Source organism: Actinokineospora terrae, from assembly GCF_900111175.1.
Classification (GTDB): domain Bacteria; phylum Actinomycetota; class Actinomycetes; order Mycobacteriales; family Pseudonocardiaceae; genus Actinokineospora; species Actinokineospora terrae.
This window is the reverse complement of sequence record NZ_FOGI01000002.1, coordinates 283,595-307,256: the sequence shown is the minus strand read 5'-3', so window position 1 is coordinate 307,256 and position 23,662 is coordinate 283,595. Positions and strand designations below refer to the sequence as shown.

23 protein-coding genes are annotated in these 23,662 nt (G+C 70.6%); 8 read left to right on the top strand and 15 right to left on the bottom strand.

Annotated features, from left to right (window positions below; translation table 11 throughout):
• The first annotated feature begins 15 nt into the window (after positions 1-15).
• A complete protein-coding gene (locus BMY07_RS04725) occupies positions 16-1,356 on the top strand; it encodes a leucyl aminopeptidase (RefSeq protein WP_177215442.1) in 1,341 nt (446 codons plus the stop codon).
• Here the strand turns inward: BMY07_RS04725 and BMY07_RS04720 are convergent.
• A complete protein-coding gene (locus BMY07_RS04720) occupies positions 1,334-1,936 on the bottom strand; it encodes an HAD family hydrolase (protein WP_245782205.1) in 603 nt (200 codons plus the stop codon). The genes BMY07_RS04725 and BMY07_RS04720 overlap by 23 nt on opposite strands.
• Positions 1,937-2,070: 134 nt before the next feature.
• Between BMY07_RS04720 and BMY07_RS34125 the strand changes: the two genes are divergently transcribed.
• Positions 2,071-2,226, top strand: a complete 156-nt coding sequence (locus tag BMY07_RS34125) for a hypothetical protein (RefSeq protein ID WP_177215441.1) — start codon at positions 2,071-2,073, stop codon at positions 2,224-2,226.
• A 397-nt stretch (positions 2,227-2,623) separates the two neighbouring features.
• Here the strand turns inward: BMY07_RS34125 and BMY07_RS04710 are convergent, their stop codons facing one another.
• The 3 genes from BMY07_RS04710 to BMY07_RS04700 form a co-directional block, all read right to left on the bottom strand.
• On the bottom strand, positions 2,624-3,247 hold the full coding sequence (locus BMY07_RS04710; protein WP_177215440.1) for a TetR/AcrR family transcriptional regulator: 624 nt from the start codon (positions 3,245-3,247) through the stop codon (positions 2,624-2,626).
• A 67-nt stretch (positions 3,248-3,314) separates the two neighbouring features.
• The gene (locus tag BMY07_RS04705) at positions 3,315-4,088 is read right to left on the bottom strand and encodes a hypothetical protein (RefSeq protein ID WP_092775190.1); all 774 of its coding nucleotides are present in this window, start codon (positions 4,086-4,088) and stop codon (positions 3,315-3,317) included.
• A 93-nt stretch (positions 4,089-4,181) separates the two neighbouring features.
• The gene (locus BMY07_RS04700) at positions 4,182-5,012 is read right to left on the bottom strand and encodes an NAD(P)H-binding protein (protein WP_245782204.1); all 831 of its coding nucleotides are present in this window, start codon (positions 5,010-5,012) and stop codon (positions 4,182-4,184) included.
• Positions 5,013-5,092: 80 nt separating this feature from the next.
• Between BMY07_RS04700 and BMY07_RS04695 the strand changes: the two genes are divergently transcribed.
• Entirely contained in the window at positions 5,093-5,995 is a 903-nt protein-coding gene (locus tag BMY07_RS04695) for an AraC family transcriptional regulator (RefSeq protein WP_092775189.1), read from the top strand.
• 97 nt (positions 5,996-6,092) lie between these two features.
• Positions 6,093-6,875 carry a gamma-glutamylcyclotransferase gene (locus BMY07_RS34790; protein ID WP_218150595.1) on the top strand — a complete coding sequence of 261 codons (783 nt, stop codon included), beginning with the start codon at positions 6,093-6,095 and terminating at the stop codon, positions 6,873-6,875.
• A gap of 554 nt (positions 6,876-7,429) precedes the next feature.
• Here BMY07_RS34790 and BMY07_RS04685 read toward each other — a convergent pair.
• Entirely contained in the window at positions 7,430-7,777 is a 348-nt protein-coding gene (locus BMY07_RS04685) for a PRC-barrel domain-containing protein (RefSeq protein WP_092775451.1), read from the bottom strand.
• Positions 7,778-7,806: 29 nt separating this feature from the next.
• Complete coding sequence (locus BMY07_RS04680; RefSeq protein ID WP_092775188.1) at positions 7,807-8,187, bottom strand: VOC family protein; 381 nt, start codon at positions 8,185-8,187, stop codon at positions 7,807-7,809.
• Between the two features lie 38 nt (positions 8,188-8,225).
• On the opposite strand from BMY07_RS04680, the gene BMY07_RS04675 reads away from it, so the two are divergent.
• Positions 8,226-8,627: a hypothetical protein gene (locus BMY07_RS04675; RefSeq protein WP_218150594.1), complete on the top strand. Its 402-nt coding sequence runs from the start codon at positions 8,226-8,228 to the stop codon at positions 8,625-8,627.
• A 38-nt stretch (positions 8,628-8,665) separates the two neighbouring features.
• Here BMY07_RS04675 and BMY07_RS33395 read toward each other — a convergent pair whose 3' ends face one another.
• From BMY07_RS33395 to BMY07_RS04660, 3 genes are all read right to left on the bottom strand, one after another.
• Positions 8,666-9,400: a discoidin domain-containing protein gene (locus BMY07_RS33395; protein WP_143073350.1), complete on the bottom strand. Its 735-nt coding sequence runs from the start codon at positions 9,398-9,400 to the stop codon at positions 8,666-8,668.
• 120 nt (positions 9,401-9,520) lie between these two features.
• The gene (locus tag BMY07_RS04665; RefSeq protein ID WP_092775186.1) at positions 9,521-11,230 is read right to left on the bottom strand and encodes a TolB-like translocation protein; all 1,710 of its coding nucleotides are present in this window, start codon (positions 11,228-11,230) and stop codon (positions 9,521-9,523) included.
• Positions 11,227-12,405 (bottom strand): VWA domain-containing protein, encoded by a 1,179-nt coding sequence (locus BMY07_RS04660; protein ID WP_245782203.1) that lies wholly within the window; start codon positions 12,403-12,405, stop codon positions 11,227-11,229. The genes BMY07_RS04665 and BMY07_RS04660 overlap by 4 nt, the downstream gene beginning before the upstream one ends.
• A gap of 246 nt (positions 12,406-12,651) precedes the next feature.
• Between BMY07_RS04660 and BMY07_RS04655 the strand changes: the two genes are divergently transcribed.
• A complete protein-coding gene (locus tag BMY07_RS04655) occupies positions 12,652-13,866 on the top strand; it encodes an MFS transporter (RefSeq protein WP_092775449.1) in 1,215 nt (404 codons plus the stop codon).
• A gap of 200 nt (positions 13,867-14,066) precedes the next feature.
• Here BMY07_RS04655 and BMY07_RS04645 read toward each other — a convergent pair whose 3' ends face one another.
• The 4 genes from BMY07_RS04645 to BMY07_RS04630 all read right to left on the bottom strand — a co-directional run bounded on the left by BMY07_RS04645 (position 14,067) and on the right by BMY07_RS04630 (position 18,170).
• A complete protein-coding gene (locus BMY07_RS04645; protein ID WP_092775183.1) occupies positions 14,067-14,888 on the bottom strand; it encodes a sigma-70 family RNA polymerase sigma factor in 822 nt (273 codons plus the stop codon).
• On the bottom strand, positions 14,885-15,592 hold the full coding sequence (locus BMY07_RS04640) for a helix-turn-helix transcriptional regulator (RefSeq protein WP_092775182.1): 708 nt from the start codon (positions 15,590-15,592) through the stop codon (positions 14,885-14,887). Before BMY07_RS04640 ends, BMY07_RS04645 begins: the two co-directional genes overlap by 4 nt.
• Before the next feature lie 168 nt (positions 15,593-15,760).
• Positions 15,761-16,330: a YbhB/YbcL family Raf kinase inhibitor-like protein gene (locus BMY07_RS04635; RefSeq protein WP_092775181.1), complete on the bottom strand. Its 570-nt coding sequence runs from the start codon at positions 16,328-16,330 to the stop codon at positions 15,761-15,763.
• A gap of 358 nt (positions 16,331-16,688) precedes the next feature.
• Complete coding sequence (locus tag BMY07_RS04630) at positions 16,689-18,170, bottom strand: exonuclease domain-containing protein (protein WP_143073349.1); 1,482 nt, start codon at positions 18,168-18,170, stop codon at positions 16,689-16,691.
• Between the two features lie 158 nt (positions 18,171-18,328).
• Here BMY07_RS04630 and BMY07_RS04625 point away from each other — a divergent pair, with 158 nt between their 5' ends.
• Complete coding sequence (locus BMY07_RS04625; protein ID WP_092775179.1) at positions 18,329-19,474, top strand: hypothetical protein; 1,146 nt, start codon at positions 18,329-18,331, stop codon at positions 19,472-19,474.
• Entirely contained in the window at positions 19,471-20,163 is a 693-nt protein-coding gene (locus tag BMY07_RS04620; RefSeq protein WP_143073348.1) for a hypothetical protein, read from the top strand. Before BMY07_RS04625 ends, BMY07_RS04620 begins: the two co-directional genes overlap by 4 nt.
• A gap of 58 nt (positions 20,164-20,221) precedes the next feature.
• Here BMY07_RS04620 and BMY07_RS04615 read toward each other — a convergent pair whose 3' ends face one another.
• Together BMY07_RS04615 and BMY07_RS04610 are read right to left on the bottom strand one after the other, a co-directional pair.
• Entirely contained in the window at positions 20,222-22,426 is a 2,205-nt protein-coding gene (locus BMY07_RS04615) for an FG-GAP-like repeat-containing protein (protein WP_143073347.1), read from the bottom strand.
• A gap of 200 nt (positions 22,427-22,626) precedes the next feature.
• Positions 22,627-23,592 carry a YdcF family protein gene (locus BMY07_RS04610; RefSeq protein ID WP_092775176.1) on the bottom strand — a complete coding sequence of 322 codons (966 nt, stop codon included), beginning with the start codon at positions 23,590-23,592 and terminating at the stop codon, positions 22,627-22,629.
• Positions 23,593-23,662: the final 70 nt, after the last annotated feature.

Here is a 23,662-nt window from a genome sequence, read left to right as displayed (position 1 = left end):
TCGGCTGGTGCGGGCATGTCCGTGCTACCGGCATACTCGGACCGGCTGCCTGATGTGGTGTCGGCCGAGTACTTGGCCGCCGTGGGGTTTGACGGGTCGGTCGGCCAGGTCGTCCGGGCGCCGGATGTTGTCCTTTTCGGACTCGGCGACTCGGGCGAGGTGGGCGCGGACGCTGTTCGGGCCGCCGCGGGGTGCCTCGCCCGGGAGGTCCGGGGATACTCGCACCTGTCGATCACCGTGCCCGCCGGGCTCTTGCGACCGCTGGTCGAGGGGTTCGTGCTTGGCGCGTACCGGTTCGACCGCTACCGGAGTGACGCCAGGCTGACTGCGCCTGCGCGTATCGACCTGATCGCGCCGGACGCCGACGCCGCCGAGTTGCGGACCGCGCTCGTGCTGGCCGAGGCGGTGACCCTCGCACGTGACCTGGTGAGTGAGCCGGGAGATGTCCTCACTCCGAGCGCCCTCGCCGATCGGGCCGTGGAGGTCGCCCGTGCTTGCGGCTTGAGCTGCGAGGTCTGGGACGAGCACCGGATCGCCGAGGAACGGCTCGGTGGGCTCCTGGGGGTCGCGCGCGGATCTCGCCAGCCGCCTCGGCTGGTCCGGTTGCGACACTTGCCGGACCAGGGTGCGCCGATCGCGTTGGTGGGCAAGGGGGTCACGTTCGACGCGGGCGGGCTGTCGCTGAAACCGACCCCGCAGATGATCGACATGAAGGCGGACATGGCGGGAGCGGCCACCGTCCTCGCCGCCATGTCCGCGCTGGGACCGCTGTCGTGCCCGCACCCGGTGGACGCGTGGCTGCCGCTCACCGAGAACATGGCCACAGTGGACCCGATGCGCATCGGCGATGTCCTGCGCGTCCGCGACGGCACCACCGTCGAGATCCGCAACGCCGACGCCGAGGGGCGCCTCATCCTGGCCGACGCCCTCGTCCTGGCAGGCGAGACTGACCCATCCGCCATCATCGACGTCGCCACCCTCACCGATGCCGCCGCGATCGCCCTGGGCCGGGACATCGCCGCGGTCATGGGCAACGAACAGCCCCTGATCGACGCCATCCTCGCCGCGGGCAAGCGCGCGGGTGAACCCCTGTGGCAGCTGCCACTTCCGCCGAGCTACCGGTCTCAATTGGCCTCGACCATCGCCGACCTGGTCAACTACACCACCGGCGTCCGCCACGGCACGGCGTTGTTGGCGGGACTGTTCCTCCAGCACTTCGTCACCGCCCCCTGGGCGCACCTGGACATCCAGGGCACCGCCCTCACCGACCGAACCCACGGCGAATGGCCCCAAGGCCCCACCGGGTTCGCCGTCCGCACCCTCATCGACCTCGTCACCACAGGCCTACCGCGGTGAGGTCCGCGATCCGCCGGTAATGCACGCCGGTCATCCCCACGGCCCTCGCCCCGACGATGTTCGCCTCGGTGTCGTCGATGAACAGGCACTCCTGCGGCGGTACGCCCGCTTCCCTGGCCGCTGCCAGGTAGATCCCCGCGTCCGGCTTCGCCACCCCGACCCGAGCGCTGCTGACCACGAAGTCCACGGCGTCCATCACACCCAGCGCTCGGAGGTCGTCCTCAAGCCGGGTGGTCGCGTTCGACACCAGACCCACCGGCACCTTCCCCCGCAACCCCGACAGGATCTCCTTCACGGCTTGGTCGACCTCGCCGCTGATGAGGGTCCAGGCCGCGACCACCTCGCCCGCCCGCTCGACGGAACCGCACACCTCGGCCAGGTCCTCGGCGACACCCGACCGCCACCCCGCGTCCGTCACCTGCCCGACGATCGCGGGCCCCAGCCTCGCCTCTCGGAACGCCGCCCCGGCCAGGGTTCCCCCGACCAAGCCGAACTCGCGATCCACTGTGGACATCGCATCGGCGTCCCACAGCCGCAGCACCCCGTCGACATCACACAGCACGGCACCGAAAGTGGTCACGCGGTCAGGCTATCGGCCGCAGCACGATCCGCTTGCCGTCCCGGTCGCCGCGAGCCCAGAGGGCCTCGACGTCGGCGAGCGGGTGCTGATCGGTCGCGACCTCCAGGGTGCCGGTGGCGGCGAGGTCGACAAGGGTGCCGGAGGCCTTCCGGCGGATGTCGGGCGGGGCGAAGCCGCCGGACCCGGCGAGGGTGATGGCGGCGCTGCGGAGGGTCCGCCGCCGCGGTGAACGCCTCGACGAGCGCCTCCCGCGGCTGGTCGAGCCGGATCACCGCGTCCGCGTCCAGTGACTCCAGCGCGCGCGGGTCACGCCCCGCGGCCACGACCTGGCCCGCGCCCAACACCCTCGCCAGCTGCACCGCCAACCTGCCCGTGACCCCGGTGGCCCCCACCACCAACACCGTCTCACCCTCGACCAGCCGCCCGCGCCAGGCCAGCGGCAGGTACGCCCCCATCCCGGGATTGATCAACGCCGCCGCCTCGGCGTCCCCGACCTCGTCGGGCAGTGGCGCGCTGAAGGCCTGCTGGACAGCCGCGTACAGGGCGGTCCCCGATCGGTGGCTAGTGAGTCGGTGAATCGTGATTCACTGACGTTGGGTTCACTATCCGCTCGGTCGAGAGGAGCTGTCAAGCAGCGGCACGGGACCCGCCCGCGGCGGGGCGCCGGGGCGTGTGAGATCTTCGGGACTAGGCCGGGCCGGAGATGCCGTGCAGGAGGAAGGCGGTGAGGGTGTCGATGGCCTCGTCGTCGGACAGCGGGGGCTGGGCGGGGTCCGGCTGGTCGAGGATCCAGTTCTGGCAGAACTCGGTCAGCGTCGCGAGCATCGCCGAGGCGACGTGGTCGTTGGAGCCCGGGAGCACGTGACCCCTGTGGCGCATGGCCTGCAGGTGCTCGCGCAGGACGTGCGTCTCGGCGAAGCGCAACGCGCTCAGCCTGGCGGCGAAGGCCGGGTCGACGATGGCGGCCTCGCGCAGGGCCCGGATCTCGGGGCCGTGCTCGCGGTAGGTGCGCCAGACCGCCGCCACGTGCCAGTGCAGGTGTTCGGGGTCGGACAGGTCGTGGTCGTCGCCGTGCTGGGTGAGTTCGTCGCCCGCGGCGGCGATCCAGTCCGTCAGCAACGACTCCAGCAGCGCTTCCTTGCTCGCGAAGTGGTTGTAGAACGACCCCGACGCCCGGCCCGCCTCGGTGGTGATGTCGCTGATCTTCGCGCCGACGAAGCCCTTGCGCGCGAACACCTGCCGCGCCGCCGCCTTCAGCGCGATCTCGGTCAGCTCGGCCTGCCGCTTGCGCGACCCTGGCGCCGCCGTCATGTCGTCTCCTGGCTGGCCGGGGCTGCTGGCGGACCCCATGATGAACCAGGGCTCACTGAACCACAACTCACCGCTGGGACAGGCAGAGGACGTAGGAGTCCTTGACCGACAGGGTCCGGGAGATCTCGACGCCCCCGTAGGTCTCGACGTTGTAGAGCTCGACGATGAACGCGTGGCTGTAGCCGCGCTTGCCCGCGCAGGCTTTGCCGTCGGTGGTGGCCACGAGCTTGTTCAGCACCTTGAAGGACCCGCTTTGGCACTGCGGGGCGGGGGCCATGGCGGGTGCCTCGTCGGTGCCCTGGTTGGCCAGGCACGAACCGGGTTTCACGTCCTTGAGCGCGTCCTCGCTCAGCAGCGTGCGGCGGGGTTCGACTGTCGGGGGCTGGGTGGTCGCGATCGGGAGGGACGTGGTCGTGGCCGGTGGCGCGGTGGTCGGTACCGGCGAGCGGGTCGTGGTCGGGTCGAGGGTGTAGGTCTTGACCGGCAGGTAGGAGGAGGTGGGCGCGGCCGCCTCGTCGGAGCTCAGGGTGGAACCGGCCCGCGCCACGCCGAGCGCGATGGCCCCGACCAGCACCACCCCGCCCACCGCGGCCCAGATCTTCTTGCGGTTGCTCATCTTCGGCACTTCCAGGACCCGGACCAGCATGTACGGCCCGTCCGGCGCCGTCCCGATCGGCAGCAGGGCCCCGTCCCGCACGTCCGCGGGGACGTGCACGTTCAGCGTCCCGGCCTCGCCGTTGACCGCCACGGGGATCGGCACCACCACCGGACCCCGCCCCCGGACCACCCGGATCTCCCCGACCACGCGCGGTGGCACACCCGTGAAACCGTCTTCGTCCATGGTCGTTGATACGCGACCCATCGGAATTCCGTTACGCGGGGCTACCCGTTCGGCCCAGTGCGCGCCGAAGCCTTGCGCGGGCGGCGATCGCGGTCAGCCGGTCGACCAACCGCCCTCGGCCGCGGTGGCGTGCGCGAACTCGGCGAAGGTGCGCGGCGGGCGACCCAGTGCTTGCCGGACACCGTCGGAGACGTGCGCGTCCTTGCCTTCGCGGATGGCCGCGAAGAGGTCGGCGAAGGCCTGGGCGTCTGTCGGCGATGTCCCTTGCTGGACGAGTTCGGCGACGTACTGCTCGGGGGACAGGGGCACGTAACGGATCTCGCGGCCCGCGGCCTCGGAGATCGTGGCGACGGCCTCGGCGAGCGTCACCGGGTGGGGGCCGGACAATTCGTAGACCTGGCCGGAGTGGCCGTCCTCGGTCAGTGCGGCGGCCACCACCGCGGCGATGTCCTCGGCGTCGACGAAGGTCGCGGCGGCGGACCCGCCGGGCAGCCGCAGTTCGCCCGCGCGGATCCCCTCGGCGAAGAACCCTTCGCTGAAGTTCTGGGCGAACCAGCCGGGTCTGGTGATCGTCCACTCCAGACCGCTCGCGCGGGTGGCCGCCTCGCTGTCGACGAGTCCCGGTCGTACACCGGCGGTGTCCTCGGCGTAGTCCGGGTCGTCGAGCCCGCGGCCTGACGCGAGCACAATCCGCCGCACGCCGTGCTGGGCTGCCCGTTCGAGGAAGGGGCGGACCAGCATCGTGCCGTCGAGTTGTACGACGTAGACGGCTCGCACGCCTTCCAGCGCGGCGTCCCACGTTCCCTCGTCGGTCCAGTCGAACACGGGCCGGGCGGCTGCCCTGACCGCTATCCCCTTGGCCCGCAGGTGCTGGACGACGCGCTTGCCCGATTTGCCGGTCGCCCCGGTGACGAGAAGTGACATGGGCTGATCCAACAGCCGGTTGCTGAGACGATCCATGGCTGAGCGGCTCGAGGTGATGTCTGGTCGTCTACGCTGGCCGGGTGGACACTGTGTCGGACCTGCTGGCTGACGTCCGGGCGCGGGGTGCGGTGTTCCGGCAGACGGTCATCGACCCGCCGTGGGCGCTGCGGATGGCAGGCGGCGCCCCGCTCGCCCTGGCCACGATGCTGCACGGCCACGCCTGGATCGTGCCCGACCAGGGCGAACCGGTTCTCCTCGGCGCGGGCGACGTCGCCATCATCCGCGGCGACGCCCCGTACGTGCTGGCCGATGATCCCGCTACCGCGCCGTCCCGGGTGGTGACCAGGGACGACTACTGCCCTGGTGTCTGCGGTGATCCTGTCGGCGGCGCGCCCGTGTTGCTCAGTGGCGCGTTCGAACGCCGGGGTGATCTGAGCGAGAGACTGCTGCACGCCTTGCCGCCGGTGCTGGTCGTGCCCGCCGCGCAGAGCCCGCTGACCGGGGTGTTGGCCGACGAGGTCGCCAGGGACCGCCCGGGGCAGCAGTTGGTGCTCGACCGGTTGCTGGACCTGATGCTGGTCTCCGCGCTGCGCGGCTGGCTGGCCACCCCGGACACCACCGCCCCCGCCTGGTGCCGCGCCCTGGACGACCCGATCATCGGCACCGCCCTGCGCCTGCTGCACGACACCCCCGCCCACCCCTGGACCGTCGCCACCCTGGCCGCCAGATCGGGCGTCTCCCGAGCTACCCTCGCCCGCCGCTTCACCACCCTCGTCGGCGACCCCCCGATGACCTACCTCACCACCTGGCGCCTCACCCTGGCCGCCGACCTCCTGCACCAGACCAACGACACGGTAGCCACCATCGCCCGAAAAGTGGGCTACGCCAACGCCTTCGCCCTCAGCGTCGCCTTCACCCGCCTCCGCGGCATCCGCCCCACCGTCCACCGCCGCCCCCGGACCGGCGCTGTGGGCCAGGTGTGAGGACATCGGGTTGCCAGCGCAGGTTGGCGGTCGTTGTCCGGATACCGGGCTCGACCACCGTCCACTAGCGACTGGGTGGCTTGTTAGGGTTCGGCACGTGAGTGAGTCGAGTCGTCCGCTGGGTGAGCACGTGGTCAACCGGGTTGTCGACCAGCTTCTCGGGCACCGGTTGGGGCATCCGTTGTTGGTTGCCGTCGATGGGGTTCCCGGGGCTGGTCAGGCTGTTCTGGCTCGGGAGTTGGTGGCGGCGGTCGAGGGGCGTGGGCGGGCCGCGATCCACCTGACCGCTGATGGTTCGCCGGACTTCGTGGAGACGGTGGTGCACCAGCCGGGAGCGCCGTCCGATGCCGTGGTGGTGGTCGACGGCGCGTTCCTGCAGCGCGAGCCCCTGGCCGAGGTGTGGGACGAGGTGGTGTTCGTGACCGCCGACCGGCACGACCCGTACCTGGACGAGCTCCCGGCCGAACGCGCCACCATCGTGGTCGACGATGGGCCGGTGTTGCGCCGCATCGGTGGCACGCACTCGGCCACCGTGCAGCTGTTCTCCTACGGCACCCTGCGCTTCCCGCAGGTCCAGGTCGCCCACTTCGGCCGCGAACTCGACGGCACCCCGGACACCCTCCTGGCCCACCGCGCCGACTGGATCACCATCACCGACCCCGCGGTCATCGCCGACAGCGGCACCGACCAGCACCCCATCGTCCACCCCTCCACCGACCCCACCGACTCCGTCCCCGGCACGCTCCTCACCCTCACCACCACCGACCTGGCCGCCGCCGACACCTACGAAGTCCCCGCCTACCACCGCGTCCCCGTCAACCTGGGCTCCGGCACCCGCGCCTGGACGTACCTAGCAGTCAATCCGGCAACACCCGGCTGAACCCGGTCAGTCGCAACCGCTCCGGGTCGAGCGGCGGCACGGGCAACGGATACGCCGCCGAGGCACGCATCCGTCGAGCGCCAGCCCAGGTGCCTGCGCAAGAGGCCTGCATCGACTACGCGCGCGGCGCCTCAGGCCAGGAACGCCACGTCGGAAAGGGTGAAGTCGGCCCGCTTCGCGCGCTCGACGATCTCCCGCATCAGGTCGAACCCGTGCTGCTGACCGCGCCGCGAGTTCGTCGGACCCCCGGTCGGTCGCCTGCAATTCGCTCACGCACTCCAGCAAGCGCACCAGCCCCGCTCACGCGTCCGGCATGGTCAGGGCGCGCTCGCCGACCCGCGCGACCGTCTCGGCGCGATCCGCGGGAAGTGGCTGCAGAGCGTGCCGATGTTGACCCTGGCCACTCGCGCGATCTCCTCCGGCGGGACATCCAGACGGCGCTCGGCGTAGAGCTGCCAGTCTTCGGAGCGGCCCCGCCTTGAGCCTGTCCGCCGCACGGCGCTGGTCTCCGAGTCGCGATGACCCTGGGGAGCGCCGCCCATTCGACAGGGTGGTCAGCGGCGGGCGAGGCGGCGTTCGGGGCGGGTGCCGTAGTCGAGGTGGTAGTGGGCGAAGACCTTGGGTTCGTCGGCGGCGGCGAGTTCGCCGTCGGTGGGGATCTGGGGGGCGTCCCTGACCTGGTCCTTGGTGTACTGGACGCGGACGGCCTTGGGGGTGACGGTGGCGCCGACGACCGGGACGAAGGCCAGGTGGCGGGTGAGCAGGCCGAACTGCACGGTGACGAAGAGCGGCTCGTCGCTGAGGGTGTCCACGTACACCGCCTCCAGGGTGCCGATCTTCTTGGACTCGGGGTCGATGATGTCGAGGCCGGTCCAGTCGCGCAGGTTCTCCACGGGGAACATGGTCCCGGTGTACCCCGCCGCGGCCGTGGTCACTCGGGCGCGGTGATCGCGGCGCGCGCGATGAGGCAGAACGGGTGCCCGGCGGGGTCGCGGTAGACGCGGAAGTCGCTCTCCGGGTGCGGCTCGGTCACCCGCTCGGCGCCGATCGCCAGCACCAGCCGCTCCGCCTCGACGGGGTCGTCGACCACCAGGTCCAGGTGCACCTGCTGCGACCCGGCCGGGTCCGGGAACCGCGGCGGCTCGTGCCCGGGGGACAGCTGGCAGGCGATCCGGAGCCCGGTCGGGTCGGTGACGACGTACCAGTCGTGCTCCTCCGTGGTCACCGCCCCGCCCACCAGGCCGACGTAGAACTCGGCCAGCCGCCGGGGGTCCCTGGTGTCCAACACGATGCTGCGCAGTCGTCCGATCACGACCTCCAGTGTGCCCCCGCGCCGCCTACAGTGCACCCATGACGAGCGACACCCGGCTGGCCGACTGCCTGCGCGACCACGCGGCGGGCGGCTACCCGGTGACCCACGTGGTCGAGTCCGTGTGCGACTGCGGCGGCCGCGAGTTCCGGGTCGCCGTCGACGACACCGAGGGCTGGGCGGAGCGGTTCTGCGTGGCCTGCGAGTCGATCACCGCCATCGCCGACAGCGCGGAGCACTGGGACGATGCCGAACCGGGGGAGTGCGAGTGCCCGTGCGGCGGCGCGACCTTCGCCGCGGCGGTCGGGTTCGCGCTGCACGCCGACGGCGAGGTCGGCTGGGTGAGCCTGGGCCTGCGCTGCCTGACCGACGACACCGTCGGCGTCTACACCGACTGGAAGATCGACTACCTGCCGTCGCGACACCTGCTCGACCGGGCCTGAGGGCCCGCTCGGTCGGCGGGCCCCCAGGATTGCTGTCCTCAGTAGGCGAACGCCTGGATCTCGTTCACCCGGGCGATCCCCGGCGCGCTGGTCGAGCCGACCTTGACCAGCACCCGCACGGCCCTGGTGGTGCGCGCGCCGAACCAGGCCTTCACCACGGTGTTCGTGTTGTTGTTGTAGGTGGCGACGGTGTCCCACCACTTGCCGCTCTCGTTCAGCACCTGGATGTCGAAGTCACGCGTCTCCAGCAGGAGACTGTTGTAGACGACGACGTGGCCGACGCTGCGCAGGTCCGGCCAGGTCACCGACACCCACTCCGGGTTGTCGATGGACCGGTTCGCGCTGACCCAGGCGTACTGGCAGTTCGACGCGGTCCCGATGTTGCCGTCGTTGACCTTCGCGGGCGAGTAGTAGTTGGTCAACGTCGACGACGCCCTGGCAACCCCGGACAGCGCGAAGTTCTCCCCCGGCAACGGCGGCCGGGGCGTGGTCGGCACCGGCGGCATGGTGCTGCTCGGCTGCGTCGTCGACGTCGCCAGGTAGGTGGTGCCCGACGGCGGGCTCGACGGCGGCCCCTGGTAGCACGGGTCCCACGTCGGCAGAGTGGGCGGCGAACTCGGCGGCGTCGTGGTGACAGTGGTCGCGACGGCGGTACTGGTGTTGGTGCCCGCCTGCGGTGCCGCCATCGCGGTCGGGACGAGTACACCGAGGACGGACACACCGGCCAACGCCAACGCGGCGGGAAGAAGATGTCTGCGGTCGAGGAGACGCACGGGGTTCCTCTCAGGAAACAGGGTGAGAAAACCGATATCGGGACGACCCGCTGAAACTACCGAAGATCCCCACCCCTGGAAATGCCTCCCACCAATACCCACCACCGTCCACAAACACGCCTATCGAACAATCCCCGCCACGGCAATGGCCAACGCCCCCACGACGATGTCGGACCGCTTGCCGTCAACCTCGACGTACAGCGTGCCACCGTCTGGTGAGATGTCGGTGGTGTCAGGAGTCGGCGCCGTGATCGACGCCCGGGTCCCAGGCCCGATCAGTCGGGAATCCAGCACGGGGCTGTCGTACTGGACCGCCCACTGATCACCCACCAGTCGTTCGTGGCTCCCACGCTGGAGGTAGGTCGGCTCGTTGAGTGGTGAGCACCGCCAAGTGCTGTTGATCCTGTTCAGAACTCCACCGCCGTCGTACCACACCGCGATCATGCCGCCGTAGATGTCCGAGTCGACATCCGGCGGAGCCGCGCCGGGAGTGCGAGTTTCGCCGGAGCTTGTCGACACGATGGCTGTCGTATAACGCTCCTCGCAGGAGCTGCCATGTGTTCCGCGCACGTAAGCCACTGTCTCGCCATCCGGAGCGATGGCGGCAGCGCCGACTCCCAGATTGCTGTCCGTGGTTCCGAGGCCCCGGACTTCTCCGTCCAGGTTGACCAGGTAGAGGTCTTCCGGTCCGCCATATGCCGCTGTCCCGGCCGCGTCAGGCAAGGTGACGAGCACCTTGCCCTCGGCTCCCGCCTGGAGCCTTGCTGGTTGGTCGGCGTAGTCGCTCGATGGTGGCACTGTGGGCAGCGCCACGGGCGCGACCGACTGCTGGGCTTGACCTCCCGCGAGGTCGGCGATCATCAGCCGGTTCGCTTGGTCGACCCAGGCGATGCGACTGCCGCCCACTGGCACCGCCTTCACGCATCCGTCGCAGGATATCGTGCGACCGGCTCCCGACTCGACGTCGATCGTCGTCACACCAGGCGCGTTCGCCGCGAAAGCGAACCGTCCGTCGAGGGTGAAATTGGGTGTCGGTGTCTGATACTCCTCGCGCATTCGAACATCCGCCTGCGCGGTCACCTGACCGTCTTCGACCACACCCAGTGTGTCGACCGTGGTGAACGCGAAGCGCGACTCGGCAGGCGGCCTCGATGGGGGAGCGGTGACCTTGATCCGGGCCACCTCAGGGGACTGCGGTATCGCCAGTTCGTCCAGTGTGACCGCGAGTTGTGCGGGGTCGTCGGTGAAGGTCGTGTCCGGGGCGAGGGCGCTCAGGGCGGACCGTTGGTCCTCGGGGACCTTGTGGCCGATCACGCGGAGGTCGAGGGTGAGGCCCGCTGTTCTGATGTGGTCCTGGATGGTGCGGGTGACTTCCGCCTGGTCCGCCGTGCAGGCGTCGGCGCCGGTGGTGGTGATCACGATGATGCGGTTGCGTTCGCTGCCGCGGAAGGGGTAGACGCCGGTGAAGTCGTCGACGGCGGCGAGGATTCCACTGAGGAGGGTCGCGCGGCCGGACGGGTGCAGTGACTGGAGGGCGGGCCTGGCCTCGGTGGGGTCGTCGGTGAGTTCAGCGGTGTTGTCGGCCGAGCCGCAGTCGCCGCCGAAGCGCCGGACGGACACGGCGTCGCCGGAGCCGGTGTTGTGCAGGGTCGCGCCGACGGCGTCGGCGATGGCCGGGAAGTCGGCGCCCGGGGCGGACGTGTCGACCAGCACCGTGGTGCGGTAGTCGGGGATCGCCGACACGATGACGAGGCCGACGGTGCCCGAGATCGCCGCCGCGGCCGCCACCGCGATGACGAGCAGCCGCCTCTTCTTGGTCGAGGTGGTCATGTCCGCGCTCCAGGTCCGCTTGCGCGCAGCCGCGCCAGAGTGGCGTTGACCGCGCTCACGCTGTCGTTGTATTCCTTGGCTGAACGCTGGTACGTGCTGAGGTGCTGGTCCAGCGGTATCCCGGATCTGGCCGTTTCCAGCAGTTCCCGCGCGACCTCGACCACGCGCCGATGGCGCTCACGCAGGTCGACCGCTTGGACGTGCAACGCGGTGGCCTCCGGTGTTCTCGCCCTGCTGCCCAGGTTCGCGAACTCGGCGTCCGCGGTCACCGGTTCGACCTCGTCGAGCAGCTCGCGTGCCGTGTCCAGCCTGCCGTCGAGCATCGACCGCACCGCCCGGTCGAGCTGGTCCACCGTCGGGTTGAACACGTCGACCACCTGCTTCGCCGACCGCAGCACCGGTTCGACGTTGGTGATCCAGTCCAACGCGGCCTCGAGCTCGTCCGGGTCCCGCGCGAGCACCGGCGGCGGCGCCTCGGCCCCGGCCGCGAGCGCCTCCAGCCCGCCCTCGTGCCCGGCGGGCAGTTGGTAGCCGACGAACCGGAAGTCCAGTGCCAGCCCGCTCGCCGCGACCCGGTCCCGGATCTCCTCCCGCACGTACCCGGTGTCGTCGTCGCAGGCGTCGACACCGTTGCGCGTCACCACGATGATCCTGTTGACCTGCTTGGCCTTCTGGCTGAACGGCGTCGAGAAGTCCTGTGTGGCCTCGATGATGCCGCGCAACAACGTCGCACCGCCCCCGGTCGCGGCCCCGCGCGCGGCGTCGCCGATCTCGGCGCGGTTGTCGGTCCCGAAGTCCACCAGTTGCGTCGTGTTGTCGTCGGAGCCGCACTCCCCGCCGAAGGCGCGCAACGCGATCGCGTCGTCCTCGCCGGAGTTGCCCAACGCCTTGCGCAGCGAGTCGACGCCGGCGGTGACCTCGTCCCCCGAGTCGGCGCCGGACAGGTCGATCAGGAACTCGGTCTTGTAGGTCGGCGCGAACTGCGGCACCACCCAGGTCAGCACCCCGTAGGTGACCCCGCCCAGCAGCGCCACCACCAACACCGCCACCACCGAGTTCCGCACCGCGGGCGGCATGGCCACGGTGTACCGGTGCACACGACTGATTACCCGACCGCGGAACGAGCCCGTCTGGATGACGGTCTCGGCTTGGGAGTTCGTCAGGCTGTTCCGCACCCCGGGACGATCCGGCTCGTCCATGCCCACCAGATCGCCCGCGTCTCCGCGGTGTTGCGGCCACCCACTTGACCCGACCGAATTCCGCGACGGTGTCAAGTATGTTTCCGCTGGCCACGCTCGCGTTATTGAGCGGCGGTGGGTCTCGGGGCCGGGGTAGGGTGGGTCTTCCGATCTCCTGGGGGTGGGCGTGGCTGGGTGGTCCTTTGTGGATGTTCCGGTCGTCCACCGCCTCGGGTGGGGCCGGTGACCACGTACCGCGCGCTCTTCGCGATCCGTGAGTTCCGGGTGCTGTTCGTCGTCCGGCTGTTCACCATGGTCGGTGTGGTCGTGAGCAGTCTGGCGCTGGGTACCGTGATGTACGGCGAGACCGGGTCGCCGCTGCTGACCGCGATCTCGTTGTTCGGCGGGCCGCTCGTCCAGCTCGGTACCGCGCGTTACCTGCTGGCGTCGTCCGATCTGTTGCGGCCCCGGTCCGCGATGGTCGCCATGGCGGCCATCGCGACGACGACCGCGGGCCTGCAGGCGTTGCCCGGTCTGGCTTGGTGGGCGCGCTTCGTCATCCTGGCGGCGGGGTACGTGGCGATGGGGGCGACGTCGGGGACGGTTCTGGCGTTGTTGTCGGATATCGTGCCGGAGAAGGCTTTTGTGTTGGCCCGCGCGACGATGAACATCACCGTGGGTGGCATGCAGATCCTCGGCTACGCGGTCGGGGCCGTGCTCCTCGCCGCTTTCTCGCCGACCTGGCTGTTCGGCATCGCGGCTGTCGTGGGTGCGGTGGCGGGTGCGCTGGCGTGGATCGGTCTCACGGACCGTCCCGCGCGTGCCCAGGGCAAGGTCGTCGAGCGCAGCCGTCAGGTCAACCGCGCGCTGCTCGGGTCACCGGTCGTCCGGCCGATCTACCTGATGATGTGGATTCCCAACGGCCTCATCGTCGGCTGCGAGGCCCTCTTCATCCCCTATGCCGCCGACCAAGCCGGATACCTCTTCGCTGCGGGCGCCGCTGGAATGCTCACCGGCGACATCGTCATCGGCCGCTTCGTCCCAGAATCGCTCCGCGACCGACTCATCCTGCCCTTGCGCGTCCTGCTCGCCCTGCCATTCCTGGCCATCCCACTGTCACCACCGCTTCCGGTCGCGGGCATCCTGATCACCCTCTCCGCCTTCGGCTACGCCGCCGCCCTCCCCCTGCAAGAACGCCTGATCCACCACACCCCCACCGACGTCCGCGGCCAAGCCTTCGGCCTCGCCACCACCGGCCTCATGACCGGCCAGGCCCTCGGCGCCCTGACCGCGGGCACCATCGCCCAACTCCTCCCCACCCCCCACGCCGAGGAGTGGACCATGACCACCCTGGCCGCCCTCTCCCTGGCGACCACCGCCCTCCTCCGCCCCACTCTTCAGCGTTCCCACCCAGCTCCGGTAGGCAAACCGCCTCGCGTCACCCACGGCGACGCCTGACCGCGCTGATCGCCCCCATTCCCGCCACCCCCAGAACCCAACTCGGCGCGGCGACCACGATCGCGACCAGCAGCCCCGCCGCCGAGCCGGTGAGGATCAACAGCCGCAGAAACGGCGTCCAATCACGAGCTGTGAGTGTCGCCACCAACGCGAACACCAACCGCCATTGCGGCGGGTCGGCCCGATTCGCTGGCGGACGCTCAGCCTGCGCGGGCATTCGTCACCTCAGTTTCGTAGAGAGTCCGCAGCTGCGCCAGCGCGTCATGCTGGGTGACGCGTACTTCGCCGGGAGTCGTCCCGATCGCTTGGGCTGTCTCCTCAGCGGAAAAGCCGACGATGACTCGCAGGATCACGATCTCGCGCTGCTTGTCAGGAAGCATGCGCAGAAGGGTGTTCATCTTGGTGGACAGATCTGTGCGCGTCCTGTCGCTCTCGGCTGCCAGGTCCTGCTCCCGCAGGATGCCTGCCACGAGTTTTGCCGCCCGATCGTCCAAGCTGTGACCCGCGCTGTGGGCACGTGCTGTCTCCGCACCTCGGGTGCCGAAAGACGAGCGTGCCAGCAGATCGCCAACACCGGACCTGCCGATTCGGCTAGCCCGTCCGTCCAAGGTGCGTCCAAGAAGGCGCAGTTCGTCAGTGAGCACGGCTTGGTGCTCTGGATCCGGCGCGAGGCGGTCCGGGATGTCCGGGATGTCGGCTATCGGAGCCGACTTGTTGTCCCTGGCAGCGGTCCTGTGTGCGTCCGCGACCTTGTGCGCCGCGATTCCGTAGACGAACGCGAGGAATGGTCGTCCCTGGTCTCGATACCCGGGTAGGGCGGTGAGCACCGCGAGGCAGACTTCCTGCGCGACATCGTCGGCGCTGACGAAGGCACGTTCCTGCCTGCCCACTCGGGCTCGGCAGTACCGCAGGACGAGCGGACGGATGGCGGCGAGGACGTGTTCGACGGCCCGCTGGTCTCGGGATACTGCACCTGAGATGTAGTCGTCGAGGTTGTCATCGAGGCGAATGGGGTTGGTCATGGTGTCCTCCTCCGCCGGTCTCGGAACGGTTCGACCTTCTGCCTGGCGCGGGTCACACGGCCTTCAACGGCACGTGGGGTCAGGTCCAGGTGGGCAGCGATCTCGGTGTGCGAGAAGCCTTCGCTGATCAGCAGGAAGATCGTGGTCTCGACCTCGGTGAGGATGTCCAGCAGGCGGTCGAGCAGGTCGCTGGAGTCGGCGTGGGGCGAGGTGTCCGCCAAGACCTCGTCCAGACCCGCGATGTCGACCGTCGCGTCACGGCGGTGGCGTTCGCACCACCGGGTGTACTGGGACTTGAACACCAGTTTGCAGGCACCGTCGAAGTAGGTCGCCAGCGAGGCGCCACCGTGCGGGGACCACCCAGACTCGACCAGGCCCTTCTTGACGAACAGGGCGAACCCGGCCAACACGATGTCGCTCGCCAGTTCGTCGAGGTCACCGGGTGCGCCCGCCGGTCCGGAGTACGACCTGCCCGGCAGCAGCGCTCTGGCAGCCAGGCGCATTCGGGTACGGCCCAGGCCGTAGGCGAGGAGGTGGTGGACGAAGCATTCCCAGTCGGGGCCTTGGTACTTCTGCTCGCGGAAGTAGGCGCACAGCGCGATGTCGGCGCGCCTCCTGGCCGCAGCGTCCTCTGCCGGGCGCGGGCGATTCCACTGGCGGAGGTGATCGCGCACGACCGGGTCGGTGCGGTGTTCACCGAACATCCCGCACCTCCCCGGTCGACGCCTACACCCCTTCTATGCGCTCGTTCCGGCTTGGATCCCACGGCGATGTCTGCCATTCACCCGATTGGCCTAGTTGATGTGGGTCGGTGGCTGACCATTCCCGCCGTCATCAAGTACGGGCCTACGTCTTGGCCGAGTTCCGGTGAGTCACGACTCGCCGGTGATCTTGGTTGAGCCGAGGGAGGCCGCGGTGATCGCTCGGGCGGCGGTTTGGGTGGAGGAGTTGGTGTTGAGGCTCGTCAGCGAGGCTGTGTTGAGGGCGTGGAGGACGAAGTCGTAGGTGTTGATGGTCGATGGGGAGCAGGGGCCCTGGTAGCCGTAGAGGCTCGCGCTTCCCCGGTAGTAGATCTGCCTGGCGCCTGCGGGGACGGGCGGGCGGTAGGCGTGTGCGACGTTCTGGGGTAGGGAGGTGGCGCTCACCGGGATGTCGTAGATGACCCAGTGGATGAGGTTCGCGTTGTCGAGGTCGCGCATGATGAGCGCGTAGCTCTTGGCCGCGGCCGGGGCACCCGACCAGGTCAGCGGCGGGGACTCGTTCTTCTTGGCGGGGTCGTTGCCGCCGCCGCTGGTGCACTCGTGGACCTTGGGGATGACACCGCCGTTGGCGAAAGCGGTGCTGGAGAGGGTGAACGCCGCCGCCGGGGACGCGGTGGCGGGGGTGAGGCTGACAGCCCAGGTGACGAGGAAGGCGCACAGCACGATCCGTGTGCTTCTCACTGAAGGCTCCCGTGGATCCTTGGTCCGTCCGGTGGACAGACGTGGACAAGCGCCGGGGAAACCCAGCGTAAGCGCCCCGACCCCGGGCGGCGAATCCGGAATTTCCCAGTCACGCCCAGGCGCACCCAGCCACGAACCGACATGTGCACCGTCAGGACCCAGCACGTGCGCTGCCGCGATCCAGCGTGCGCAGGATCAGGACCCGCGTTGGCGGGACCTGGCGCATGCTGTTGGGGTCTAACACGCGTGTCGTCAGGAGCTGGCGTGCGCACTATCGCGATCCAGGGTGCGCGCAGCCGGGATCTGGGGTGCTCGCTGCCAGGTCCCAGCGCGCGCTATCGGGAACCGGCGTGTGCTGTCAAGAGCTGGCGTGGGCGCGCTGGTAGGCGTTGGTTACCTCAAGGGGGATTCGGCCTCGGTCGCTGACCCTGTATCCGTTTGCCTGGCCCCACGCCCGGACCGCGGCCGGGGATACGTCGACGCGGAGTGGGATCTGGGTGATCGGCTGGTTGGCGGGTTGCAAGTGGTCCAGGAGCACGGCGAACTCGTCGGGGTGTACGCGTCGAGTGCCGTGCAGTTCGGCTTTTTCCGCCTTGCCGCCGGAGAATCCGCCGTCGGTTACCAGCAGGGCTGTTCGCCGGGATACCGAGCCCAGGACGCGGACTCCGAGTCGCTCCGCGCGCTGTTCCAACAGCTCCCGTTGCTCGGCGTCGCATCCCGTGAACGCGACCTTGTCACCGACCCGCAGCGGCTCACCGCGCGACCAGTCGGACGGCAACGGCTCCAGACCGGCGGACAGCCGTGCCAGGCGTGCGGCCTCCGCGGCGTCCAGTACGGCCGTCAGTTCCTTCTCCGGGACGCCCAGCAGCGCCGCGGTGGACGTCAGTTCCGCCTTCTCCACCCGGCTGACCCACCCGTCGTCCACCGCGAGGTGGGCAAGGCTGAGCAGGAACCCACGGTGCGCGGCCGCGACGCCGGCGTCGTCGAGTGCGTAGAGCCGAGCGAGTTCGGTCAACGCCGCCCGCTCGTCGTCGGTGACCACGCCGTCCTCAAGTACCTCGGCGAGTAGTTCGAGGTACGGCAAGGACCCGTCCGGCGCGCCGTCGTCCAGTGCGTCGGCCAGCGAGGCACGTCGCAGCAGGTCGAGCAGCGATTGGGCCGGTGGCTTGACCCGCGGCACGGGCCTGGGAGCGGGTGACGGGGGAGCGACCGGTCCGCTGGGCATGGACGGCCAGGGCACCGCGGATCCCTGCTGCGGCAACGAGAGCAGGGCGGTGCTCGGGCGCGGGCTGGTCCGGGCGTCGAGGTACCCGGCGAGCAACCGGGCGGTCGCCCTGGCGTCGCCGAGGGCCGAGTGCGCGCCGGTGTGCTGGACACCCGCGGCGGCGCAGCAGTCGACCAGGCGCCGCCGGTCCAGGTGTGGGAGGTGGTCCCAGCTGTGGTCGAGCGTGCAGGCCGCGGGCAGCAGCGGCAGCGCCCACCCGGCCCGGTCGTACTCCGCGCGCAGGAACCCGAGGTCGAACCGGACGTTGTGCCCGGCGACCGCCCACCCGGCCAGCCGCTCGGTGATCGCGGGCAGCACGTCGGCGAAACCCGGCTCACCGGCGACGTCGGCGGCGGTGATGCCGTGGATGTGCGTGGCCCCGACCGGTCCGGCCGGGTTGAACCGCGAGACCCACTCGTCGAGCACCCGCCCGCCGGGATCGGTGCGCACGATCGCCAACTCCAGGACCCGGTGCCGTCGCGGCGACAGCCCGGTCGTCTCCACGTCGATGACGGCGAACCCCTGCGCGGACGGTGCCGGAGTGCTCTTGCGGCGGAAGATGTCGAGGAACCCCACGCCCCGCACCGTCGCTCCGCGCAGTGATCTCGTTACGCCGAGTTCCACCACTGGCCAGGATATGCGGTCGAACGGGTGATCTCACCGCAGACCGCGAGCGGGTAACGCGCGCGCGGTTGTTTCGATCTTCCTGACGTCCACACCTGGAGCGGAGCGGGATGCGTTGGGACTGGTTGCGCGGCACCCGAGTGCGGGTCGCGGCAGTGCTCGGGGTCGTGGCGACCGCGGGGACCTTCTTCCTGCCCGACGCGTGGCGGCTCGACGACTGGTTCGACCTCGCCCTGGTCTTCGCGGTCGGCGCACTGCTGGCGTGGCCGAGGGTGTGGCCCGCGCTGGCCCTCGGCGGAGCTTTCGGATACCTGATCACCTTTGACGACCCGGCACGGGAGCGGCTATTCGGCGCGGTGGGCATGGCGGCGGTCGCCGGTGGCGTGGAGCTGTGGCAGCGGTTCGGCCCGAGACTCCTTGCGACCATGCGGTCCAGGGTGCGGCTGGTGTCGTCGCTGCGAACCGGCGACGTGGTGCGGCGGTCCGGGCGGGCGATCCGGTACGCGGTGACCAGCTCGTTCGACCGCTCCGGCCAGGTGTCGGAGCTGCCGCTGGCCGACGCGCGGCAGGTGCTGCGCGAGGGCGAGGTCGTGCTGGTGATCATCGCGGGCACCCTGTACGGGATGTCCTGGCTGGCCGCCCAGTGGTTCTACGGCTCGTTCGGCGTGTCCCCCGAGGAGGTCGGCCTGACCGCGGCCGACCTGCTGCTGGCGGCGGGCGTCGGCGGGGTCCTCGTCGCGGTCGGCATCCTCGTGCTGGACACCCTGTGGCGCAAGGTCCGGCACCCGGTGCTGCGGGTCCCGCTGTTCACCGCGCTCGAGGTGGCCCTGGGCGGGCTGGGCGACCTGTCGGCCGTGATCATCTACGGCGTGCTGTTCTGCGCCGTCGCGATCGGCACCTCGGAGTTCGTGCCCGAGGCGCGGCCGCGGTCGCGGGGCTGGATCCTGTCGGTGACCGGGTTGGCGCTGGTCGGGCTCCTGGTGCTGGCGTACGGGTTCGCCGACGAGATGCGGCCGCGGTTGGCCGCGGTCGAACCGGCGACGCCGAAGCTGGGCACCATCCAGATCGCCGCGCTGTGGGCGCCGACGGTGCGGGTGTGGCCGATCGAGGGTCAGCACCTGCCCCCGGACCTGCCGCCCGGCGGATGCGCGCACCGGCTCGGCAACGCGTACGGCATCACCGTGTTCCTGCGCGCGGGCCGGGTCGTGCGGGTGCCGACGCAGAACGTGGTGAGCGCGGCGGGGGAGTGCCGGTGACCGGGGAACTGTCCCGGTGGACGCTGTTGACCTGGGTGACCGCGCTGTCCGGCCCGGTCGGCTACGCGCTCGGCCGGGTCGTCGTGGAGACCTTCTACAGCCGCTTCGACGTCCTGCCGTCCGAGGTGGGGCTGCGCTACGACTCGCTGCTCGCGCCCACCCTGCTGGTCATGACCGCCACCGCGGCCGTCGGCGCGCTGCTGATCCTGCTCGGCCGGTTGGCGGCGGCGATCGGCGGCGGCATCGGCGTCTACCTGACCATCGACTTCGCCAGGGAGGGGACGCTGTTCACCTGGCGCGGCCTCGGCCTGCTCGCCCTGGTCCTGCTGGCCATCGGCGTGCTGTCGGTGCTGGGCGGCCTGGAGGAGACCTTCGGCCACCGCGTCTGGCTCCTGGTGATGGCCATGCTCGCCGTGACCGCCACGACCCTCGCCCTCACCGCCGCCTCGTCCGCGGCCGACACCGCCGCCGCGGGCAACCCGACCACCGTGACCCTCTTGGGCGTACCCCTGAGCCCCATCCACGCGACCCGGGTCCGCCTCACCGGCATCGACGGTCCTGCCCGTCCGCCCGGCGCCGACTGCCTGCTCCTGCTGGGCTCCGCCGACTCGGTCACCGTCCTCTTGGACCACGGCGTCGTGTGGCGCGTGCCCGCCGATATCGCCAACACCGCAACCGGTTGCGGCTGAAGGTGTCTACTCAGGACGAAGGGGGCTGGGGCCCGCAGGACCCCAGCCCCCTGTGGCACTACGCTATCGCCCCCCGTTTCCAGTCCCAGCCGCCCGCGCCGCTGAGCCACACGCGGTACGGCGCGCTCGCCGAGTCGCCGGAAGCGGCCGTGCCGGGGAAGGTCCAGAGCCCGGACGTGGCGGTCCCGTAGTCGTACAGGGCAAGGACATCGGCCTTGCGGTCGCCGGTGAAGTCACCTGCGGTGATCTTCGAGTTCGCCCAGGTAAACCCACCGGGGCCACTGAGCCACACGCGGCGCGGCACACTCGCCGCGTCGCCGGTCGCACCCGTCCCCTGGGCGATCCACAAGCCCGAGGTCGACGCCCCGTAGTCGTAGAAGAGCGCGACGTCCGCCTTCCCGTCGCCGGTGAAGTCACCCGCCGAGACCTTCGTGTTCGACCAGGTGAACCCGCCCGCCCCGCTGAGCCAGGTGCGGTACGGGGTCGGGGACGTACCACCGGCGGTACCGGGGAAGATCCAGATCCCCGAGGTCGAGGCGCCGTAGTCGTACAGGGCGGCCACGTCCGCCTTGCCGTCGCCGGTGAAGTCACCGGTCGCGATCTTGGTGTTGCCCCAGGTGAAGCCACCCGCGCCGCTGAGCCAGGTGCGGTACGGGGCGGTCGCGCTGCCGCCTGCGGTGCCGGGGAAGATCCACAAGCCGCTGGTGGAGTCGCCGTAGTCGTAGAACGCGGTCAGGTCTGCCTTGCCGTCGCCGGTGTAGTCACCCGCCGAGATCTTGGTGTTGGCCAGGGTGAACCCGCCCACGCCGCTGAGCCACGCGCGGTACGGGGCACTCGCGGCGCCCGCGGCGGCGCCGGGGAAGACCCACAGGCCGGTGGTGGAGTCGCCGTAGTCGTAGAGGGCGAGCAGGTCGGTCTTGCCGTCGCCGGTGAAGTCACCCGCGGTGATCTTGGCGCGGGAGGCCGTCCAGCCACCCGGCGCGCTGAGCCACGCGCGGTAGGGAGCCGACGCCGCGTCGCCGCCCGCGGCGGTACCGGGGAAGACCCACAGGCCGGTCGTCGAGTCGCCGTAGTCGTAGAGGGACAGCACATCGGCCTTGCCGTCGCCGGTGAAGTCCCCGGTCACGCTGCCGCTCTCGGGGGTGACGGGCGGCTGGGGCGGGGTGTCGACGGCGAGGGTCAGGCCGTAGCGCTGCAGGATCTCGTTGACCGGCTGGAAGTACATGGTGCCGCCGGAGGTGCAGTTGCCCGACCCGCCGGAGGTGACGCCCTGGGCCTGGTCGCCGGTCAGCCACGCGCCGCCGGAGTCACCCGGCTCGGCGCAGGCGTTGGACCTGGTGAGGCCCTGGACGGACCCCTCGCGGTAGTTGACCGTCTCGTTCTTGGCCAGGATGGTGCCGCACCGCCAGCCGGTGGTGGACCCCGAGCGGCACACGGAGGCGCCGACCGCGGCCTCGGCCGACCCGCGGACCGCGACCGTGCCGCCCGCCCAGTTGTTCACCAGCGGTCGGGGCGTCCAGTTCGCGTTGGTGCGCACCCAGCCCATGTCGTCGCCGGGGAAGTCCGACCGCTCGACGGCGCCCTGCGCGACCTGGTTGAACCCGGAGGTCGCCGTCCCCGCCGTCCCGCAGTGCCCGGCGGTCACGAACCCGCCCTGCACCGCGAAGCCGATGGAACAGCGCGACCCGCCGTTGAAGTAGTAGGCGTCCCCGCCGCGCACGTCGTGCAGCACCCGGGGTTTCGCCGCCGCCCGCGTGATCCGGACCTGCGGCGCCGTCCCCGCGAAGGCCCGCACGTCGGCGGCGTCGGGGGTGGTCGCGGTCACCACGACGCTGTTGCTCGCGCCGTCCACGTACCAGCCGGTGACCGCGTCGGGTGCCGTCCGCCTCGCGTCCAGCCCGCGCTTGACCTCGGCCAAGCGCTGCTCGCTCCACCGCACGACCGTGGCCTTCGCCCCGGCCGCCCGCGCTGTCCGCGCCGCGGCCTCGTCGGTCACCGCCACCACCAGTTCCGCGTCCGCGTCGAGCCAGGCACCGGCGAACGCCGTGCCCGTCTCCACCCGCACGCGGTGCTCCAGCCTGCCCCCGGCGGCTTCCTTGGCCAACCGCGGTGCCACCTGCTCCGGGGCGTAACCCAGGTCCCGCCCCATGGCCGCCACCACGGGATCGGACACCACCGGCCGCGCCGCGGCGGCCACGGCGGGCGCTCCGGCGCCCAATACCACCACGACAACGGCCACGGGCATGATTCTTCGCAGTCTCACAGGGGATTCCTTCCCAGAATTCACCGATCGACACAGAAGGCATCGGTGTCCGCTACCCCGCGGGCGGACAACTCCCCGATTATCGACACCGGGATCCCCGCCCCACCAGCGCTGATCAGCCCGCAACAACCGGGTCGGGCCACCCGGCCCAGGCCGCCCACACCCTCCCGGTCGGCGTAATCACTCCGCCGCGATCCTCGTCAGCGCAATGCGGTGAGGATCAGAGGGAGGGAAGCCATGAGGACGGCGATTGTCGTATTGGTGCGCCAGTATTGCGCGAGCAGGGCGACGAATTCGCGCAGGAATGCGCTGGGGACGAAATAGGTAGCGGTGGGTGCGCCGATGACGTGGAGTTTGAGGTGGAGGCGGCGGGCCAGCACGGCGGTGCGGAACACGTGGTAGTTGTTGGTGACGGCCACGACCGTGGACGTGGTGGCGTCGGTGAGCAGGGCCATGCTGTTGCGCAGGTTCTCCTCGGTGCTGGTCGCCCTGTCCTCCAACAGGATCCGCTCGTCCTGCACCCCCTGCCCGCGCAGGTACTCCGCCATCGCCTCGGCCTCGGACACCTGTTCGTCGGCGCCCTGGCCGCCGGAGACGACCAGCACCGCGTCGGCGTCGAGTCGTTCCACCGCCCGGTCGAGGCGGTTCGCGAGCAGGGGTGGCACCGTGGAACCGTTGAGCCCGGCGCCGAGCACGATGATCGCGTCCGCCCGCTTGCTCCGCCCGATCCGGCTGTAGAGCACCGAGTACGCGAGCAGCGCCACGAACAGGAACGCCAGATAAGCCGCCACCAACACCACCGACGCGACCGCGGCGACCAGCCAACGCGACCCGCCGAACCCGACCACGGCGGCCGCCGCCCCGGCCAGTCCGAGCATCGCCAGCCCGGCCAGCAGCGACAGCAGGTTCCCCAGCGTGTGCCCTTCCCGCCGCCACATCAGCACCCCGTTGGCGATCAGCGCTCCCGGCAGCACCAACGCCACCACCCCGCCGAACGCCAGCAACCCCACGACGACCACGCGGTCGGAAAGCCCGACCACCAGCCACAACCCGAGAAGGACCGCCGCGACCCCCAGCCACACCGCGTTCCCGATCCGCCGCGGCTCCCGCCACACGCGATACCCGAACACCACCAACGCCACCAAGGCGAGTACCGCGAAAGTCATGACCCTCCGTCACACCCCAGCCGTACCGGCCACGCTATCAGTCCGCAGTGGACGCCACCGATCACCGCGC

Excerpts from the sequence above, each read along its gene's own strand:
- BMY07_RS04725 (WP_177215442.1), top strand. The coding sequence starts at position 16 with ATGTCCGTGCTACCGGCATACTCGGACCGGCTGCCTGATGTGGTGTCG.
- BMY07_RS04710 (WP_177215440.1), bottom strand. The coding sequence starts at position 3,247 with ATGACGGCGGCGCCAGGGTCGCGCAAGCGGCAGGCCGAGCTGACCGAG.
- BMY07_RS04705 (WP_092775190.1), bottom strand. The coding sequence starts at position 4,088 with ATGGACGAAGACGGTTTCACGGGTGTGCCACCGCGCGTGGTCGGGGAG.
- BMY07_RS04700 (WP_245782204.1), bottom strand. The coding sequence starts at position 5,012 with ATGTCACTTCTCGTCACCGGGGCGACCGGCAAATCGGGCAAGCGCGTC.
- BMY07_RS04685 (WP_092775451.1), bottom strand. The coding sequence starts at position 7,777 with ATGTTCCCCGTGGAGAACCTGCGCGACTGGACCGGCCTCGACATCATC.
- BMY07_RS04675 (WP_218150594.1), top strand. The coding sequence starts at position 8,226 with ATGACGAGCGACACCCGGCTGGCCGACTGCCTGCGCGACCACGCGGCG.
- BMY07_RS04665 (WP_092775186.1), bottom strand. The coding sequence starts at position 11,230 with ATGACCACCTCGACCAAGAAGAGGCGGCTGCTCGTCATCGCGGTGGCG.
- BMY07_RS04645 (WP_092775183.1), bottom strand. The coding sequence starts at position 14,888 with ATGACCAACCCCATTCGCCTCGATGACAACCTCGACGACTACATCTCA.
- BMY07_RS04640 (WP_092775182.1), bottom strand. The coding sequence starts at position 15,592 with ATGTTCGGTGAACACCGCACCGACCCGGTCGTGCGCGATCACCTCCGC.
- BMY07_RS04625 (WP_092775179.1), top strand. The coding sequence starts at position 18,329 with ATGCGTTGGGACTGGTTGCGCGGCACCCGAGTGCGGGTCGCGGCAGTG.
- BMY07_RS04610 (WP_092775176.1), bottom strand. The coding sequence starts at position 23,592 with ATGACTTTCGCGGTACTCGCCTTGGTGGCGTTGGTGGTGTTCGGGTAT.